This is a genomic window from Pseudomonas sp. LTGT-11-2Z, from assembly GCF_003691445.1.
In the GTDB taxonomy this organism is placed as follows: Bacteria; Pseudomonadota; Gammaproteobacteria; order Pseudomonadales; family Pseudomonadaceae; genus Aquipseudomonas; species Aquipseudomonas monteilii.
This window is the reverse complement of sequence record NZ_CP033104.1, coordinates 4,352,782-4,369,504: the sequence shown is the minus strand read 5'-3', so window position 1 is coordinate 4,369,504 and position 16,723 is coordinate 4,352,782. Positions and strand designations below refer to the sequence as shown.

13 protein-coding genes are annotated in these 16,723 nt (G+C 65.4%); 5 read left to right on the top strand and 8 right to left on the bottom strand.

Annotation, left to right across the window (positions count from 1 at the left end):
• Nucleotides 1-89 precede the first annotated feature (89 nt).
• The 5 genes from D8767_RS20475 to D8767_RS20455 all read left to right on the top strand — a co-directional run bounded on the left by D8767_RS20475 (nt 90) and on the right by D8767_RS20455 (nt 5,266).
• Nucleotides 90-1,118, top strand: coding sequence for a YCF48-related protein (locus tag D8767_RS20475; RefSeq protein ID WP_016714812.1), 1,029 nt, complete (start codon nt 90-92; stop codon nt 1,116-1,118).
• A gap of 20 nt (nt 1,119-1,138) precedes the next feature.
• Entirely contained in the window at nt 1,139-3,514 is a 2,376-nt protein-coding gene (locus D8767_RS20470; protein WP_033724164.1) for an RND family transporter, read from the top strand.
• A gap of 63 nt (nt 3,515-3,577) precedes the next feature.
• Complete coding sequence (locus D8767_RS20465; RefSeq protein WP_016714876.1) at nt 3,578-3,868, top strand: DUF5629 family protein; 291 nt, start codon at nt 3,578-3,580, stop codon at nt 3,866-3,868.
• Nucleotides 3,834-4,964, top strand: a complete 1,131-nt coding sequence (locus D8767_RS20460) for a lactonase family protein (protein ID WP_028699285.1) — start codon at nt 3,834-3,836, stop codon at nt 4,962-4,964. Before D8767_RS20465 ends, D8767_RS20460 begins: the two co-directional genes overlap by 35 nt.
• Before the next feature lie 122 nt (nt 4,965-5,086).
• Complete coding sequence (locus D8767_RS20455) at nt 5,087-5,266, top strand: hypothetical protein (RefSeq protein WP_016714815.1); 180 nt, start codon at nt 5,087-5,089, stop codon at nt 5,264-5,266.
• A 21-nt stretch (nt 5,267-5,287) separates the two neighbouring features.
• Here D8767_RS20455 and D8767_RS20450 read toward each other — a convergent pair whose 3' ends face one another.
• The 8 genes from D8767_RS20450 to D8767_RS20415 form a co-directional block, all read right to left on the bottom strand.
• Nucleotides 5,288-5,881 carry a glutathione S-transferase gene (locus tag D8767_RS20450; protein ID WP_121757565.1) on the bottom strand — a complete coding sequence of 198 codons (594 nt, stop codon included), beginning with the start codon at nt 5,879-5,881 and terminating at the stop codon, nt 5,288-5,290.
• Nucleotides 5,878-9,522 carry an AAA family ATPase gene (locus D8767_RS20445; RefSeq protein ID WP_016714817.1) on the bottom strand — a complete coding sequence of 1,215 codons (3,645 nt, stop codon included), beginning with the start codon at nt 9,520-9,522 and terminating at the stop codon, nt 5,878-5,880. Before D8767_RS20445 ends, D8767_RS20450 begins: the two co-directional genes overlap by 4 nt.
• A complete protein-coding gene (locus tag D8767_RS20440; protein ID WP_016714818.1) occupies nt 9,519-10,757 on the bottom strand; it encodes an exonuclease SbcCD subunit D C-terminal domain-containing protein in 1,239 nt (412 codons plus the stop codon). The genes D8767_RS20445 and D8767_RS20440 overlap by 4 nt, the downstream gene beginning before the upstream one ends.
• Before the next feature lie 114 nt (nt 10,758-10,871).
• Nucleotides 10,872-12,506, bottom strand: a complete 1,635-nt coding sequence (locus D8767_RS20435) for a BatD family protein (protein WP_016714819.1) — start codon at nt 12,504-12,506, stop codon at nt 10,872-10,874.
• A complete protein-coding gene (locus D8767_RS20430) occupies nt 12,503-14,221 on the bottom strand; it encodes a tetratricopeptide repeat protein (protein ID WP_016714820.1) in 1,719 nt (572 codons plus the stop codon). Before D8767_RS20430 ends, D8767_RS20435 begins: the two co-directional genes overlap by 4 nt.
• Nucleotides 14,218-15,294 (bottom strand): VWA domain-containing protein, encoded by a 1,077-nt coding sequence (locus D8767_RS20425; protein ID WP_016714821.1) that lies wholly within the window; start codon nt 15,292-15,294, stop codon nt 14,218-14,220. The genes D8767_RS20430 and D8767_RS20425 overlap by 4 nt, the downstream gene beginning before the upstream one ends.
• Nucleotides 15,287-15,781: a DUF4381 domain-containing protein gene (locus tag D8767_RS20420; protein ID WP_016714822.1), complete on the bottom strand. Its 495-nt coding sequence runs from the start codon at nt 15,779-15,781 to the stop codon at nt 15,287-15,289. Before D8767_RS20420 ends, D8767_RS20425 begins: the two co-directional genes overlap by 8 nt.
• Nucleotides 15,778-16,722 (bottom strand): DUF58 domain-containing protein, encoded by a 945-nt coding sequence (locus D8767_RS20415; RefSeq protein ID WP_016714823.1) that lies wholly within the window; start codon nt 16,720-16,722, stop codon nt 15,778-15,780. Before D8767_RS20415 ends, D8767_RS20420 begins: the two co-directional genes overlap by 4 nt.
• Nucleotide 16,723 lies beyond the last annotated feature (1 nt).

Sequence of the window (16,723 nt, the reverse complement as noted above, 5' to 3'; positions counted from 1 at the left end):
CCCTCGAGCTATTGCAGGCCTCTAGACAAGGCTTTTCGCAGGGCCTGCAGTGCATTGACCCACCAAGAAGAACACAACAGGGGGCAGTCATGAGGGAACAGCTACAGGCGCCAGCCAGGCGCGGTGCTTGGCCATGGGCAGCCAGCGCAGTGCTGGCACTGGCATTGGGGGTGTGGGCCGACAGCGCCCAGGCCGCCGCCGCCGACGAATACTCCACTGAATCCGCCAAGGCCAGCCAAAGCCTGTTGATCGGCGCCACCCATGCCGGCAAACGCCTGGTGGTGGTGGGCGATCGGGGTCACATCCTGTTCTCCGACGATCAGGGCAGCACCTGGACTCAGGCTCGCGTGCCCACCCGGCAACTGCTCACCGCCGTGTTCTTCCTCGACGACAAGCGCGGCTGGGCCGTCGGCCACGATTCGCAAATCCTCGCCAGCAACGACGGCGGCGCTACCTGGACCAAGCAGTTCGAAGACCTTGCCCGCGAAGCGCCCCTGCTCGATATCGCCTTCCTCGACGCCCGGCACGGCTTTGCCGTGGGGGCCTACGGCGCCTTGTTGGAAACCACCGACGGCGGCCAGCACTGGCAGGACGTGGCCGAGCGCTTGGACAACCCCGACCAGCTTCACCTGAACGGCATGACCCGAGTGCGTGACGCCGGCCTGTTCATCGTGGGCGAGCAGGGCGGCATGTTCCGCTCCGCCGACAACGGCCAGACCTGGGCCAAGGTCGAAGGCCCCTACGAAGGCTCGCTGTTCGGCGTGATCGGCACCGCCCAGCCGCACACCCTGCTGGCCTACGGCCTGCGCGGCAACCTGTTCCGTTCCACCGATTTTGGTGACAACTGGCAGCCGATCGAACTCAAGGCAGCGCGCGGCAACCTCGAATTCGGCCTGGCAAGCGCTACGCTTCTCGATGATGGCACCTTGGTGCTGGTCGGCAACGGCGGCAGCGTACTGCGCAGTACCGATGGCGGCCAGACCTTCAGCGTGTACAACCGTGCCGACCGTATCGCCCTGGCCGGCGTCAGCGGCCTGGCCAACGGTGGCCTGCTGCTGGTAGGGCAGGGTGGTGTACACCTGGCGGATGCCCAAGGGGCCGAGGGGGCAAGCCGATGACCAGCAGGGAGAGCATTACCATGCACCCGCACCACCAGGACAAGGCCACGCTGCTCGAACGCCTGATCTTCAACAACCGCCCCGTGGTCATTGCCCTGTGTGTGCTGGTGAGCATTTTCCTGTTCTGGCAGGCCACGCAGATTCGCCCCTCCACCAGCTTCGAGAAGATGATCCCGCTGCAACACCCGTTCATCGAGCAGATGATGGAACACCGCAACGACCTGGCCAACCTCGGCAACACCGTGCGCATCTCGGTCGAGGCAGTGAACGGCGACATCTTCGACAAGGACTACATGGAGACCCTGCGCCAGATCCATGACGAGGTGTTCTACATCCCGGGTGTCGACCGTGCCGGGCTCAAATCGCTGTGGAGCCCCAGCGTGCGCTGGAGTGAGGTCACCGAAGAGGGCTTTTCCGGTGGCGAGGTAATCCCCAACACCTACAACGGTTCGCAGGACAGCCTCGACACCCTGCGCGACAACGTGCTCAAGTCGGGCCAGGTAGGGCGGCTGGTGGGCAACAACTTCAAGTCCAGCATCGTCGATGTGCCGCTGCTGGAGAGCTACCCCGACCCGCAAGACCCGGGCAAGCAGGTGAAGCTGGACTACCAGCAGTTCTCGCACCTGCTGGAAGAAAAGATCCGTGACAAGTTCCAGGCCCAGAACCCCAACGTGAAGGTACACATCGTCGGTTTCGCCAAGAAGGTTGGCGACCTGATCGACGGCCTGGTGATGGTGGCAATGTTCTTCGGTGTTGCTCTGGCGATCACCTGGGTGCTGTTGTACTGGTTCACCTGGTGCATCCGCAGCACCATCGCCGTGCTCATCACTACTCTGGTGGCAGTGGTCTGGCAGCTGGGGCTGATGCATGCGGTGGGCTTTGGCCTGGACCCGTACTCGATGCTGGTGCCGTTCCTGATCTTCGCCATCGGGATTTCCCACGGGGTGCAGAAGATCAATGGCATCGCCTTGCAGTCGAGTGACGCGGATAACGCCCTTACGGCGGCGCGTCGCACCTTCCGCCAGCTGTTCCTGCCGGGGATGATCGCCATCCTCGCCGACGCCGTAGGCTTCATCACCCTGCTGATCATCGACATTGGCGTGATCCGCGAGCTGGCCATCGGCGCCTCCATCGGCGTGGCGGTGATCGTGTTCACCAACCTGATCCTGCTGCCGGTGGCCATTTCCTACGTTGGCATCAGCAAGAAGGCCATCGAGCGCAGCAAGAAGGACGCCACCCGCGAACACCCGTTCTGGCGCCTGCTGTCGAACTTTGCTAGTGCCAAGGTGGCGCCGGTGTCGGTGGTGCTGGCGCTGGTCGCCTTTGCCGGTGGCCTGTGGTACAGCCAGAACCTGAAAATCGGCGACCTCGACCAGGGCGCGCCAGAGCTGCGCCCCGATTCGCGCTACAACCAGGACAACAGCTTCATCATCAGCAACTACTCCACCAGCTCCGACGTGCTGGTGATCATGGTCAAGACCCCACCGGAGCAGTGCTCAATCCACTCGACCATGGCACCGATCGACGAGCTGATGTGGACCATGCAGAACACCCCGGGCGTGCAGTCGGCGATTTCCCTGGTGACCGTGTCCAAGCAGGTGATCAAGGGCATGAACGAGGGCAGCCTGAAATGGGAGACCCTGTCGCGTAACCCGGACATCCTCAACAACTCCATTGCCCGTGCCGATGGCCTGTACAACGGCGACTGCTCGCTGGCGCCGGTGCTGGTGTTCCTCAACGATCACAAGGCCGAGACCCTGGAGCGGGTCACCGCTGTGGCCAAGGCGTTTGCCGACAGCCACAACAAGGAAGGCCTGCAGTTCCTGCTGGCGGCGGGTAACGCCGGGATCGAGGCGGCGACCAACGAAGTGATCAAGTCGGCCGAGCTGACCATCCTGATTCTGGTGTACATCTGCGTGGCGGTGATGTGCCTGATCACCTTCCGCTCGTTCGCCGCCACCCTGTGCATCGTGCTGCCACTGGTGCTGACCTCGGTGCTGGGCAACGCGCTGATGGCCTACATGGGCATCGGGGTGAAGGTGGCGACCTTGCCGGTGGTGGCGCTGGGCGTGGGCATTGGCGTGGACTACGGCATCTACATCTACAGCCGCCTGGAAAGCTTCTTGCGGGCCGGGCTGCCGTTGCAGGAGGCCTATTACCAGACCCTGCGTTCGACCGGTAAAGCCGTGTTGTTCACCGGCTTGTGCCTGGCCATTGGCGTGTGCACCTGGATCTTCTCGGCGATCAAGTTCCAGGCCGACATGGGGCTGATGCTGACCTTCATGTTGTTGTGGAACATGTTTGGTGCGTTGTGGTTGCTGCCGGCGCTGGCGCGGTTCCTGATCAAGCCGGAGAAGATGGTGGGCAAGGAGGGTGGGTCGATTTTCGCCCATTGAATAGTTGGGGGCCGCTTGGCGGCCCCAAGCTATAATGCCGGTTCATTTCAAATTGGTACCCCCATGTCCCCCCTCGCCACCGCCCTGCAAACCTGCGACATGCTCCTGATCGACGGCCTGCACGCCTTCGACTTCACCGCTGATGAGTCCGGCCTCACCGTCGAATGTATGGATGGTCGCCAACTGCGCCGCTGGTCCTTCACTCCCGAGCAAGTCGCCGCCGCCATCGCCACGGGTGATGAATGGCAACTCAACGATGCCGATGGCGAGCATCGTCTAGTCTGTATGAGTGCCTTTCGTGCCCCGGACGACGACCAAGATGAACCGGATCTGGACGAGCCTGCTGACCGCTAGCCTGATGAGCCTGACACTCCATGCCCACGCCGCTACCTTGCTGGTGGGCAGCTACACCGATGGCGCCAGCCAGGGCATCTACCGTTATCAGTTCGACGACAAGGCCGGCCATATCGACCCCACACCCCTGCAAGTGGTGAAAAGCGTCAGCCCTTCGTGGCTGGTGCTGTCGGCTGACCAGCGCCAGCTGTTCGCGGTAAATGAAACCCCGCAGGGGCATGCCAGCAGTTTCAGCATTAGCACCAAAGGCGAAATCAAACCACTTAACCAAGTGGCCAGCCAGGGCGACGAGCCAACCCACGCCAGCCTCAGCCGCGACCAGCGCTTCCTGTTCGTGGCCAATTACGCGGTCAACCCCGACCCCGGGGGCAGCCTGGTGGTGATCCCGGTGGCCAAGGACGGCAAGCTCAAGCCCGTGGTGCAACAGGCCTGGCACAAGCCGAGCGGGGTCAACCCCGAGCGACAGGCCGGTGCCCATGTGCATTCGCTGGTGCTGTCGCCGGACGGCCGGCACCTGTACGCCAGCGACCTGGGTGCCGACAAGGTGTTCATCTACCGCTACGACGGCGCCAGCGCGGACCACCCGCTGACCCCGGCGATACCCGCGTCGGTGGCGTTGCCGCCGGGCAGTGGGCCGCGTCACCTGCTGTTTGACGCCAAGGGCCTGCACGCCTATCTCACCCTGGAAATGAGTGCCGAGGTGGTGGTGTTCGATGTGCAGGATGGCAACCTGGTGGAACGCCAGCGCCTGCCACTGACCGAACGCCACGAGGCAGCAGCGAAGGCGGCGGGTGCTTTGCACTTGTCGGCAGACGGGCGCTTCTTATACGTGAGCAACCGTGGCACGGCCAACGAGGTCGTTGCGTTCAGCGTGGGCAAGCAGGACGGCCAGCTGGCCTTCCTGCAGCGGCGCTCGGTGGAGGGCGATCACCCGCGTGAGTTTGCCCTGGACCCGAGTGACAACTTCCTGCTGGTGGCCAACCAGAAGAGCAACCAGATCGTGGTCATACGCCGCGATCCGCGCAGCGGCAAGCTGCTGGAGACTGTGCAGACACTGAAACAGGCAGCCCCATCGGACCTGAAGTTCATCGAGTGATATCGATCGGCGTGATAATCGATACTGCCGCAATGAATTTTTGCGTTCGGTCTTGGCGGCGTAAGTTTGACCCAAGGCCCAAACGGGCCACCGTCAAACCACCGCCGTCGAGGTCAGCCCAGATGAACTTCAATCTCTTCCCGGTCATTGCCGCATCCGCCATTTCCGCTTCGGTCGTACTGCCGACCCATGCCCATGCCGACATCAGCGGCAAGGCTGCTGCCACCCACAGCTACACCGAGCAGTACCTGCGCCAGAGCGCGAACTTCCATGCGGCCCTTAGCGGCAAGCAGCATCACTGAGTCAAGCCTGACTCGATCCGATCACTTGGCCATTATCGATTTGAAGAGTTCCGAAGCCAACCACCCCTCCAGCCAGCTCCGCACCCGCGGATAAGCCGCCTCGGCGAACCACAGTGGTTCGACCCCGGCAAACTGGCGCATCAGGGGCAGTAACGCAGCATCGGCAAGGCTCGGGTGATCAGCCAGCAGGTAAGGCCGGCCTTCAAGCAGGCCTTCGAGCTCCGCCAGCCAGGCCTCGCCCTGCTGGCGGTAATGCTCGCGGGAATACTCCGGGTAACGCTCGGCATACTTGTACAGGTTCACCTGCGCCTTGAACGTGCTGTCGTTACGCGCAATCAGCCCGTCAGCCACCTGCGCCGCCGCAGGGTCTGCCTGCAAGCGCCAGTCCTGCGGGTCGTTTTGCGCCAGCGCACAGCGCATGATGTCCAGGCTCTCTTCCAGCACCCCGGCACCGGTATCCAGCACCGGCACCGTGCCCTTGGGCGACAAGGCCAGCAGCTCTGCCGGCTTGTTCTTCATCGCCACCTCGCAGATGTCTACCTCACAGCCGGCATAGCGCAGGGCCAGGCGCGCACGCATGGCCCACGGGCAGCGGCGGAACGAGTAGAGGATCACCCGCACACCTCCACGTCGCTCAGGCCATTGCCTTGGCGCCGCACCTGGATCTGTACCGGAATGCGCTCGTGCATTTCCTGCACATGGGAGATCACTGCCACCTTGCGGCCTTGGGCCTGCAGGCCGTCGAGCGCATCCATCGCCAGTTGCAGCGACTCGGGGTCCAGGCTGCCGAAGCCTTCGTCGATGAACAACGACTCGATGCGCAGGGTGCTGGAGGCCATCGATGCCAGGCCCAAGGCCAGGGCCAGCGACACCAGGAAGGTTTCCCCGCCCGACAGCGAATGCACCGAGCGCAGCTCATCGCCCATCTCGGTGTCCAGCACCAGCAGGCCGAGGGCGCTGCCGCCACGCTTGAGGCGGTAACGGCGGGCCAGTTGACGCAGTTGGGCGTTGGCGTGGTGCAGCAGCAAGTCGAGGTTGTAGCCTTGGGCGATCTTGCGGAACACATCGCCCGAGGCCGAACCGATCAACGCGTTCAGGCGGGCCCAGCGTTGCCACTGCTGGTGAGCCTGTTCGATTTCGGCCGCCAGTGCCTGATGGGCCTGCTGGCGACGTTGGTCGTCAGCCTGCTGGGCGCGCAGTTCGGCGCACTGCTGTTCGTGGTTGGCCAGGCGTTCGCGCAGCTCGGTCAGGGCTTGCTCCAGAGCTTCGGCCGAAGTGTCCACGGTCATCTGCGCGGCGTGCTGTTGCAGGCGTTGCTCACGTTCCTGCAGCAGTACGCGGCCTTGTTCGATGGCCTTTTCCGCGCCTTGCAGGCGTTGGCGCAACTCATGGACGTACGCGTCATCCATGGCCAGCAGGCGATCCAGCCCCTCATCATCCAGCTCCGGGTGCTCGCTGCGCCACTGGCTGATCTGGCCCTGTAGCTGCTGGCACTCGGTGTCCAGTGCCTGTTGCTGCTGGATGTTGGCTTTGAGTTCGCTGGCCAGCTGCACGCCCTGGGTGCGCAGCGCTTGCAGGCGTTGGGCGGTGTCGGCGTCGAGGGCGCGGGCCTGTTCCAGCGTGGTGTCCATGTGCTGCTGCCAGGCTTCGGCACTGGTGTGCTCGCCAAGCAGTTCGCCGAGGGCGGCCTTGGCCAGCTGGCGTTGCTCGTCGAGGGCGGCCAGCTTCTGCTGCAACTGCTGCTGGCCTTGTATACGTGCCTGTTGCTGGTCGCGCAGCTTGTCCAGTTGGGCCTGACGGGCTTGCTGTTCCTCCAGTTCGTCCTTGCGTTGTTCCAGGTGTTGCAGGCGCTGGGCGATCTGCTGGTCCAGGGCAAGGAAGGCATTGGCCGGGTCGTCGTTCAAGGCCTTGACGGCTTCTTCGGGCAATACGCCGGCCAGGTCGTCGAGGCCTTGCTGCAGTTGCTGCTCGTCGTTGGCCAGGGCCTGGTGCTGTTGCTCCAGGTGGCGCTGGGCTTGCTGTTGCGCTTCGTGGGCGGCCTGCAGTTGCTGATTGAGGCGGGCTGCATCTTTTTGCAGGGCGAGCAGGGCGCTCTGACGCTTCTCGTCCCGGCCGATTTCTTCGTCCAGGCGTCGCAACTGGCTGTCGAGCCAGGTGCTGCGGGCCTTGTCGTCTTGCGGGGCGAGGGCAGGCCACAGGCTATGTGCCTGCACTTCGGCCACCTGGGCGTGCAGTTGTTCGCCCAGGTGCAGTTGTTGCTGCTGATAGTCTTTGAGCTGGGCGTTGACCACACCCAACTGGGTGCGCAGCTCCACCAGTTTGCTGTTGAGGGTTTCCACCTGCTTCTGCGCGGCGTCTACCTCAGCCTGGTCGTGACGTCCCAGGCTTTGCAGCAGCGCTTCGGGTTGATGAAACGGGTGCTCGGCGCTGCCGCATACCGGGCAGGGTTCGCCATCGCGCAATTGGCCGCGCAATTCTTCAACGCTGGTATTGCGCGCCAGACGCTGGCGCTCCAGCAGCTGACGGGTGAGGTCAAGTGCCTGTTCGGCGGTTTCCAGCTCGGCCTTGGCGGCGGTGCCTTCGGTAATCAGTTGCTGGCGCTGCTGCATGGCTTGCTGTTGCCGCTCGCGCACGGCATCCAGCTGCTGGCGCAGCTCCATTTCGCGGCCATGCAGGCGCGACAGTTGTTCAATGGCGCGTTGCTGCTTGCGGTTGTCCTGCAGCATGCCGCCCAGCAGGTCGATCTGTTCCGCCAGGGCGTGCGGTTCGGCCTTGGCTTCGCGGAACAGCAGGTCGTAGGTGTCGCGTTCGGCCTGCAAGTGCGCATTGGCCTGGCTTGCCAGGGCTTGCAGGCCAGGCAGTTCCTCACGGCCCTTGGCCAGACGGCCGCCAATCAGCATCACCTGCTTCAGTTGCGGCAGGTAGGCATGCCAGGCATCGGCCAGGCCCGCCAAGTGCTGGCTGTCGGCGAGCGCGGTGTCGATCTGGGCCAGTTGCTGCACGCTGCGTTGCTGGTTGTGCTCCAACTGCTGCAACTGTTGCTGGCCGTCGGCGACGTGCTGTGCGGCCTGTTCGCTGCTGCTGCGCTGCGCGGCCAGCTCCTGGTCCAGGCGGGCCAGGTTGTCCTGTGCGGCAAAGGCCTGGCGCAGGCGCGGGGCGTTTTCACCGTGCCGTGCCTGGTTGTCGGCCAGCGCTTGGCGGGCATTGTCCAGTGCCTGTTCAAGTTCACGGGTACGCAGTTGCAACTCAGTTTGTTGCTGTTGCTGTTCAGCGATCGTCGCTGCGACTGGCGCCAGTTGAGCGGTCAGCGTTTGCTGGCGATGGAACTGGTGACGCTGCGGCGCCAAACGCTCCAGGCGAACGAGGTCCAGGCGAGGTTCGGCCAGTTGCTGCCAGTCCTGCTCGGCGGCCTGCAGCGCGGTGCCGGCTTCGGCGTACTGGGCCTGCAGCTGGCGTTGTTCATTCAGCCAGTTGCGTTGCTGTTCCAGTTGGCGCTCGTCGGCCTGGTCGGCCTTGAACTGCTGCTGGGCTTGCGCCAAGCGCTGGTCTAGCTCGGCGCGTGCTTCGGCGGCCATTGGCAGCAGGTGGCTGGCGCGGTCCTTCAGGGCGTTGTGGGCTTCACCGGCTTCACGGGCCTTGCTAAAGGCGCGTTGGCCCAAGCGGGTGTAGATGGCGGTGTTGGTGAGCTTTTCCAGCAGTTCGCTGCGCTCTCTGTCGTCAGCCTTGAGGAAGGCGCCAAACTCGCTCTGGGCCAGCATCACGGCGCGGGTGAACTGCTCGAAGTTCAGGCCGAGGCGGGCTTCGATCAGTTGCTTGTACTCGTTCTTGGCGCTTGCCAGCACTTGCTCGCTGTCCAGGTCATAGAAACTCTGGCGGCTAAGCTGAAGTTTGCCGTTGGCTTTGTCGCGGGCGCGGTTGGCTTCCCAGCGGGCGCGGTAGCGGCGGCCATCGATGCCGACGAAATCGACCTCGGCAAAGCCACTGCCGGTGCCACGGCGCAGCAGGTTGCGCGGGTCAGACGTGGGAATTTCGCCCTCAGCGTCCGGCACCTTGGCCTCGCGGCCGATGTCATTGAGCCGTGGCACGGTGCCGAACAGCGCCAGGCACAGGGCATCGAGCAGGGTGCTTTTGCCGGCCCCGGTCGGCCCGGTGATGGCGAACAGGCCGGCACTGGCCAAGGGTTCTGCGGTGAAATCGATGTCTATCGGGCCGGCTAGCGATGCCAGGTTTTTCAGGCGGATGGCGAGAATCTTCATGGCTGCTCTTCTTCCTGCTGCACGTCCTGCAACAGCAGGGCAAAGTCGGCCAGGGCCTGTTCGTCGGCGGGGTTGCCGTAGGCCTGTTCCCAGGCTCGGCTGAACAGGTCTTGCGGGGTCATTTGGGCCAGTTCGACAAAGGCCAGGTCATCGTCTTCGGCGTTGGTGCGGCCGGCGTATTCGGCGCTGATGCGGATCAGCCGCACGGCTTTGCCTTCCAGGGCGGTTTCGATCTGCTGGCGCAAGTCGGGTTGCGGCTCGTCCAGTACCACCCGCACCTCCAGCCAGGGCTGACGGTTGGGGTCTTCGAGCAGGTCGACTACCGGCAAGTCAGCGAGTTGCTGCAGCAGTTCGCCCAACGGTGCCGGGCCAACCCGTTGCAGGGCCACGGCGCGCGGTACCGGGCGCGGCTCGACGCTGACCAGGCCGCTGCCGTCCAGCTCCACTTCCAGCACCTGGTGCGGGTAGTTGATTTCAGCGAACGACAGCGGGATCGGCGAGCCGCTGTAGCGGATACGTTCTTCGCGGTTGACCTTCTGCGGCTTGTGCAGGTGGCCCAAGGCAACGTAGCTGATGGCCTTGTCGAACAGCTTGGCCGGCAGCGCCTCGGCGTTGCCGATGATCAGGCTGCGCTCGGAGTCCTCCGACACCGCGCCACCGGCCATGTGCGCATGGCTGATGGCAATCAGCGCCTGGTCTTTCTTGCGCTTTTTTTGCGCGGCGGCGATCAGTTGCTGGTGTACCTGAGTAATGCCTTGCAGGTAGTCGTCACCCAGGTGCGGGCCAGTCACTTCGGCCGGGCGCAGGAAGGGCAGGGCCAGGCACCAGGCGGCGACCTTGCCACGGCCATTGGTCAGTGGAATCAACAGGCGCTCGGCATCCAGCTGGCCTTCGTCCAGCCAATGCACACGGCCCAGCGCATGGGTACGCAGGCGGCGCATCAACGCGGCGGGCAACTCGATGCGCGAGCCCGAGTCGTGGTTGCCGGCGATCATCACGATATCCAGCTTGGGCTGTTGCTCGTGGGCCTGGACGATGAAGTCGTAGAGGCGTTCCTGGGCTTTGACTGGCGGGTTGACCGTGTCGAAGATATCGCCGGCGATCAGCAGCGCATCGGGCTGGCGCAGGCGAAGTTGGCCGAGCAACCAGTCGAGGAAGCAGGCGTGTTCGAAGTCGCGTTCCTGGCCGTGCAGGCTTTGGCCCAGGTGCCAGTCGGAGGTATGAAACAGACGCATGGATGACCTGTTGGTGTCGAGTCGGGCAAGCGGGGAAAGGGCGGTATGGTAACCCAAGCGCGGGGCTGCTGTGGGAACGGGCTTACCCGCGAAGAGGCCGGCTCAGGCAGCCCATTACTTGGGATAAAGCGGCGGCAACCCGCCATTCTCCCCGGCCGGCAACAACACTTGCTCGGCCGGAGGGATGGTGCCGATTGCCCGCCACAATTCCTCACCCTGCCAATACTGGCCACTCTCGCTGTACAGCGCCCCGTTCAACCCGTCCAGCGCATCCGACAACGGCACGAAGCGCGCCGCCATTTCGGCCAATGTCTCCGGCTGCTGCCGGGCCCAGGCGTCCAGCGCCTGACGCGTGGCCTGGGGGTCGTTGGCCTGGCAGGCGCGCTTGAGGTCGTCCAGCAGTGTGCGTGGGCTTGGCCCGTTCTGCGCGGCGCGCAGCACCGCCGGTTGTGAGCGGGCGCGCCACCACAGGGCGAAGCCCAGCACGGTGGTGAGGGCGAACACCAAGGTGGCCAGCTGCCAGGGCCACAGCAGGGTGCTGGCGCTGCTGTTGTCACCTACCGGGGTGTCGGCGCTCAATGCCGGGTTGTCCTGCACGTTCAGGGTGCGCGCTGGCAGGCTGGTGTGCTCCAGGTGGTCTTCGCGGGTGTTCCACCAGGCCACTTCCAGCGCCGGCAGGGCCAGCGTGCCGGCGTGGGTGGGCACCAAGGCTTCGCGCTCTTCGCGGTTGGCGGTCATGCCACGGTCGCTGATTTCGTTGCGTAGCAGCGGCTGGTCGGGGTAGCGGCGCAAACCGGTGATTTCGGTGGCCGGCAGTGGCGGCAGCTGGGTGCTGGACAAACCTTCGGCACGCAAGGTGATGTTGCGGGTCAGCGAGTCGCCAATCTGTACCTGCTGGTTGCCGGGGTCGGGGTTCCAGTGCTCTTCCAGCGTCAGGCTGCGCGCCGGCAACCAAGGTACGCCGGCGGGCCAGGCGGCCGGAATGGGGCGCACGGTCAGGCGCAGCGGCAGTGAACTCACCTGCACCTGGTGGCCGGCGCGGGCCGTGGCATTGGCCTGCGCGCTTTCGTCGCTGCTGGCAGCGGCCGTGGCGGTGAAGGTCAACGGCGGGATGTCGAGGGTGCCGCTTTGCTGGGCATACACGGCATAGCGGGTTTCGATCACGCCGTGGCGTACGCCGTTGATTTCCTTTTCATAGGTGCGCGATTCGCCTAGCGGCTCGACCTTGGCGTTATCCAGTTGCAACGGGCTCAGGCTGCTGTCGTCGTACAGCGCTACCGAGTGGTAGATGCGTAGGGTCAGCATGGCCTGGGCCTGGACATAGACGTCGGTGCTGTCGAGGGTTGCCTCGATGAATACCTGAGAGGCGCTGTCGGGCCGGCTGGCATCAGCCTGCAGCACTTGCAGCTCGATGGCCTGGCTGTGCGACTGGCCCAGTTGCAGCTCAGGAATGCGCAGGCTGCCGCTGCGCCGTGGCAGCAGGGTAATGATCCAGCGGGTGCTGGCGCGGGTTTCGCCATCGAGGGTGTGCAGGCTGTTCAGCTGGCGCGTGCCGCGTACCTCGAAGTCACCTTCCAGGGCGCGCAGGTCGGGTTTGCCGAACTGGGTCACGTCCTGGCTTTCCAGGGTCAGTTCCAGGCTTTCGCCAGCTTCCAGGCGGGTACGGTCGACGCTGGCTTGCAGCAGCGGTTCGGCCTGGGCCAGCACGGCCCACAGCAGGGTGAGAAGCAAGACGCCGAAGCGACTCATCGTGGGGTTTCCTGATGCAATTGCTGTTCATACCAGAATTTGCGCCGCAGCAGCTCCGCCGGGTTGTCGGGGATCTCCCGCAGCCATTGTTCCAGGGCCTGGCGTTGCTCGGCATCGAGATTTGTCGATACCGGGCGCTGGGGCGGCTGGATCACGCTGTCGTCACTGCCCGCCTGGTTACCGGGCGTGGCCTGGCTGTTGTTGCTGCCTTCGCCGGGTTGTTCGGCGCTGGCTTGTTCGTTGTTGCCGGGCGTGCCCTGGGCCGGGCTGCTGGCCGAGCTGCTGTTGCCCTCGGTTTCGCTGCCAGGTGTGCCTTGGGCGTCGCTGCTGGCCGGTTGTTCCTCGGCTTTGGCCTCGCGCTGTTGCAACAGTTGTTGCACCAGCGCCTGGTTGTCCAGCGCCGCTTGCAGGTCGGGCTGGCGCTCCAGGGCTTGCTCGTAGGCGTCCAGGGCGGCCTCCAGTTCACCGCTGCGGGCCAGGGCATTGCCTCGATTGTAGTGGGCAGCTGCCGTGTCGCCCTGGGAAAACGCTTCGGCGGCACCGGCATAGTCGCCGGCCTGGTACAGCGCCATGCCGCGCCACTGTGGGTCCTGGAAGTGACGCGCGGCGCTGGCCGGGCGGTTTTGTTCCAGCAGGCGCTGGCCTTGCTGGTCGGGGCGCAGCCACAGGTCGTTGAACTCGAAGGCCTGGCTGGGCTGCGGCAAGGCCAGCAGCAGCGGCAGGCAGAACAGCCAGCCCCGCCGGCCGGCGCAGGCGGCCAGCAGCAACAGCGGGATCAGCAGCCAGTAGCCTTGGTCTGCCCAGCTGTCCAGTTGCAGGGTCTGGCCGTCATTGCGCGCGGTACGCGGGTTGTCGAACAGGCCCAGGCCGCGCAGGTCGAGGTCGTCGATGCGGGCATGCCGGTAGCGCCCGCCGGTACCGCTGATGAAACCCTTGAGACTGGCGCTTTCCAGACGTGGCAAGAGGATGCCACCTTGGTTGTCTTTCAGGAATTCGCCGTTGGCTTGGCGCACCGGGGCACCTTCGCGGCTGCCGATGCCCAGCATCAACAGGCTGGGGCCTTGGCGGCCGAGGGCCTGGCTGATGCCCTGGCGCTCCGGCGCACTGAGCGACGAGCCGATCAGCAGCAGACGGCCTTGGCCCAAACCACTCTGGGCGAGCAGCGCCAGGCCCTTTTGCACGGCCAGGTCGGCGCGTTGGCCCGCTTGCGGCATGATCGACGGGTCGATGGCCTCCAGCAGGTTGCGGGTGGTGGCCAGGTCATCGGACAGCGGCACCAGCGTGTGTGCCGAACCGGCATACACCACCAGCGCCGTCTGGCTGTCGCGCCGGTGTTCGAGCAGGTCGAGGATTTTGCGCCGAGCCTGCTCCAGGCGGTTGGGCGGGCTGTCTTCGGCAAGCATCTGCGGGGTCAGCTCCAGCAGGATCACCAGCGGGTCGGCCGGGCGTTGGCGGTTTTCTTCGACGCGTTGCCAGCTGGGCCCGAGCAGGGCCAGGATCACCAGCGCCCAGGCCAGGCCCAGCGCCACCCATGGCAGTTTGCTGGTGCTGCCGCTACCTCCGCCCAGCAAGACGCCATGGAACGCCGGCGGCAGAATCATCTGCCAGCGCCCGGCGCGTTTGCGCCGGTGCCACAGCTTGTACAACAGCCAGCCGAGCAGGGGCACGGCCAGCAGCCAGAGCGGCCGTAGCCATTGGGGCCACAGGTCGATCATCGCCGCCTCCTTAAACGCAGGCGCTTCAGGCGCTGGCGCCATTCCGGGTGCGGTTGCAGAAAGCGCGGCTTGCGCAGCAGGCGTTGCAGCAGGTTGTCGGGCCATTGCACGGCCACCACCAGCAGCACGCTAAGCAGTAGCGCCAGCGCCAGGGGCCAGGCGTAAAGGGCCTGGGCCGTGCGTGCCTGGGTCGGTTGCTGGGCCACCGGTTCCAGCTGGTCGAGGGTGTCGCCGATGGCGACCAGTTCGGCGCCGTCATGGGCGCGGAAGTAGGCGCCGTGAGTGATGTCGGCAATCTCCTTGAGCGCGGCTTCGTCCAGGTCCAGGCTCGGGTTGAGGCCCAGCAGGCCAGGGGTGCCACTGGCTTCGGGATTGGCGCCAATGCCGATGGTGTAGATGCGCACGCCTTCCTGGGCCGCCAGGCGGGCTGCGGTCAGTGGGTGGATCTGCCCACCGTTGTTGGCGCCGTCGGTGATCAGCACCAGCACCCGGCTTTGTGCCGGGCGCTGGCGCAGGCGTTTGACCGCCAGGCCAATGGCGTCGCCGATGGCGGTGTTTTTACCAGCGATGCCGATTTGTGCTTCGTCGAGGAAGGTGCGCACGGTGCGCCGGTCGAAGGTGAGCGGCGCCTGCAGGTAGGCCTGGCTGCCGAACAGGATCAGGCCCACGCGGTCACCTTCGCGGTCCTGCAGAAAGTCGCCCATCAGCGCCTTGACCAGGTCGAGGCGGCTGATGTCTTCGTTCTTCCACTGCATGTCGGGGAAGTCCATCGACCCGGACACGTCAACCGCCACCAGCAGGTCGCGGCCGCTGGCGGCCACCGGCACCGGATCGCCCAGCCACTGCGGGCGGGCAGCCGCGCACAGCAGCAACAGCCAGATGACCACGAACGGTGCCTGCTGGCGCCAGGTCGGCAGGTTGAGCCGCGCGCGGCGCCCGGCCAGGCCTTCCAGTTCGTTGAGGAAGCCCACCTTGAGCACCGGCTCGCCGCTGTCGGCTGCAGGCAGCAGCAGGCGTGCCAGCCATGGCAGCGGTAACAGGGCGAAGACCCACGGCCAGGCCAGTTCAAACATGCTTGCGGATCCAGGTTTCCACGGCCTGGCTGAGCCCGGCGATGGCTTTGTCGTCGAGCTTGCACTCGGGTTTGTAGGCGCCTTCGACCAGCACCATCCAGCGGGTCAGGCCGGCGGCCGGGCAGCGGTTGTCGAGAAACGCCAGCCATTGGCGGCCGTTGAGGGTGTGGCTGTTGGCACCGGGATAGTGGTTGCGGCACAGGCGCTTGAGCAGGGCGTTGATCTGTTGCAGCCAGGCGCCGGCCGGTGCGCCATCGTAGGGGCGTGGCAGGAGGGCCAGCTCGGCCAGGGCGGCCACGCGCACCGGGTCGAGCGGTTGCTCGGCACGCACGATGCGGCGTTTGCCCGGGCGCCAGCGGCGCAGCCGCCACAGGCCCCAGCCCAGCAGCGGCAGTAGCGCCAGCAACAGCCACCAACCCGGTGCCGGTGGCCATAAACCGATGGGTGCCGGGTCGATCAGCGGGTGCAACTGGTCGAGAGGGTTCATGACGCGCTCCGTGGCCGCTGAGCGTTCAGGTACTCGCGCAGTTGCTCGATCATTTCGCTTTGCGTGCTCAGTGGCATCAGGACCACGCGCAGCTTCTGTGCCATCAGTTCCCAGCGCTCGATGCGGGCTTCGGCCTGCTGGCGGTAGGCCTGGCGGAGGTTGGCATCGAGGGTGTCGAGCTCCAGCTGGGCGCTGCGCTGGGCGAAGCGCAGCAGGCCTGCGGCCGGCAGGGCATGGTCGAGTGGATCGGACACCGGTAGCAACAGCAGGTCGCAATGGCGAGAAAGCATGGCCAGGTGCTGTTCCACCTGGGCGCTAAGCGAGCGTTCATCGCAAATCACGATGGCCAGGCTGCCGGGGCGCAGCACTTCGCGGGCGCGGCGCAGGGCCAGGCCTAGGCTGTCGGCCCCGGGCGTGGCTTCGGTGTGCAGTGCCTGGTTGACCTTGGCCAGGCGGTTGAGCAGTTGCAGCAGGCTTTGCTTGCTGCGCCGAGGTTTGATTTCGTGGTGTTCGTTGTCGCCGAACACCAAACCACCAATGCGGTCGTTGTGGCCGAGCGCGGCCCAACCGAACAGGGCAGCGGCCTGGGCTGCCAACACCGACTTGAACATCAGCCCCGAGCCGAAAAACAGCCGCTGGCTTTGCTCGACGAGGATGAAGATCGGCCGCTCGCGCTCTTCGTGGAACAGCTTGGTGTGCGGCTCCTGGGTGCGCGCGGTCACCCGCCAGTCGATATTGCGCACATCGTCGCCGGCCTGGTACACGCGCACCTGGTCGAAGTCCACCCCGCGCCCGCGCAGCTTGGAATGGTGCAGGCCCACCAGCGGGCTGCGCTGGCCGGGCTTGGAAAACAGCTGGATTTCGCGCACGCGGTGACGCATGTCGATCAGCTCGGCAAGGCCGATGCGGATGCCGGGCTCGGCCAGCTGCGCGGTGGGCATG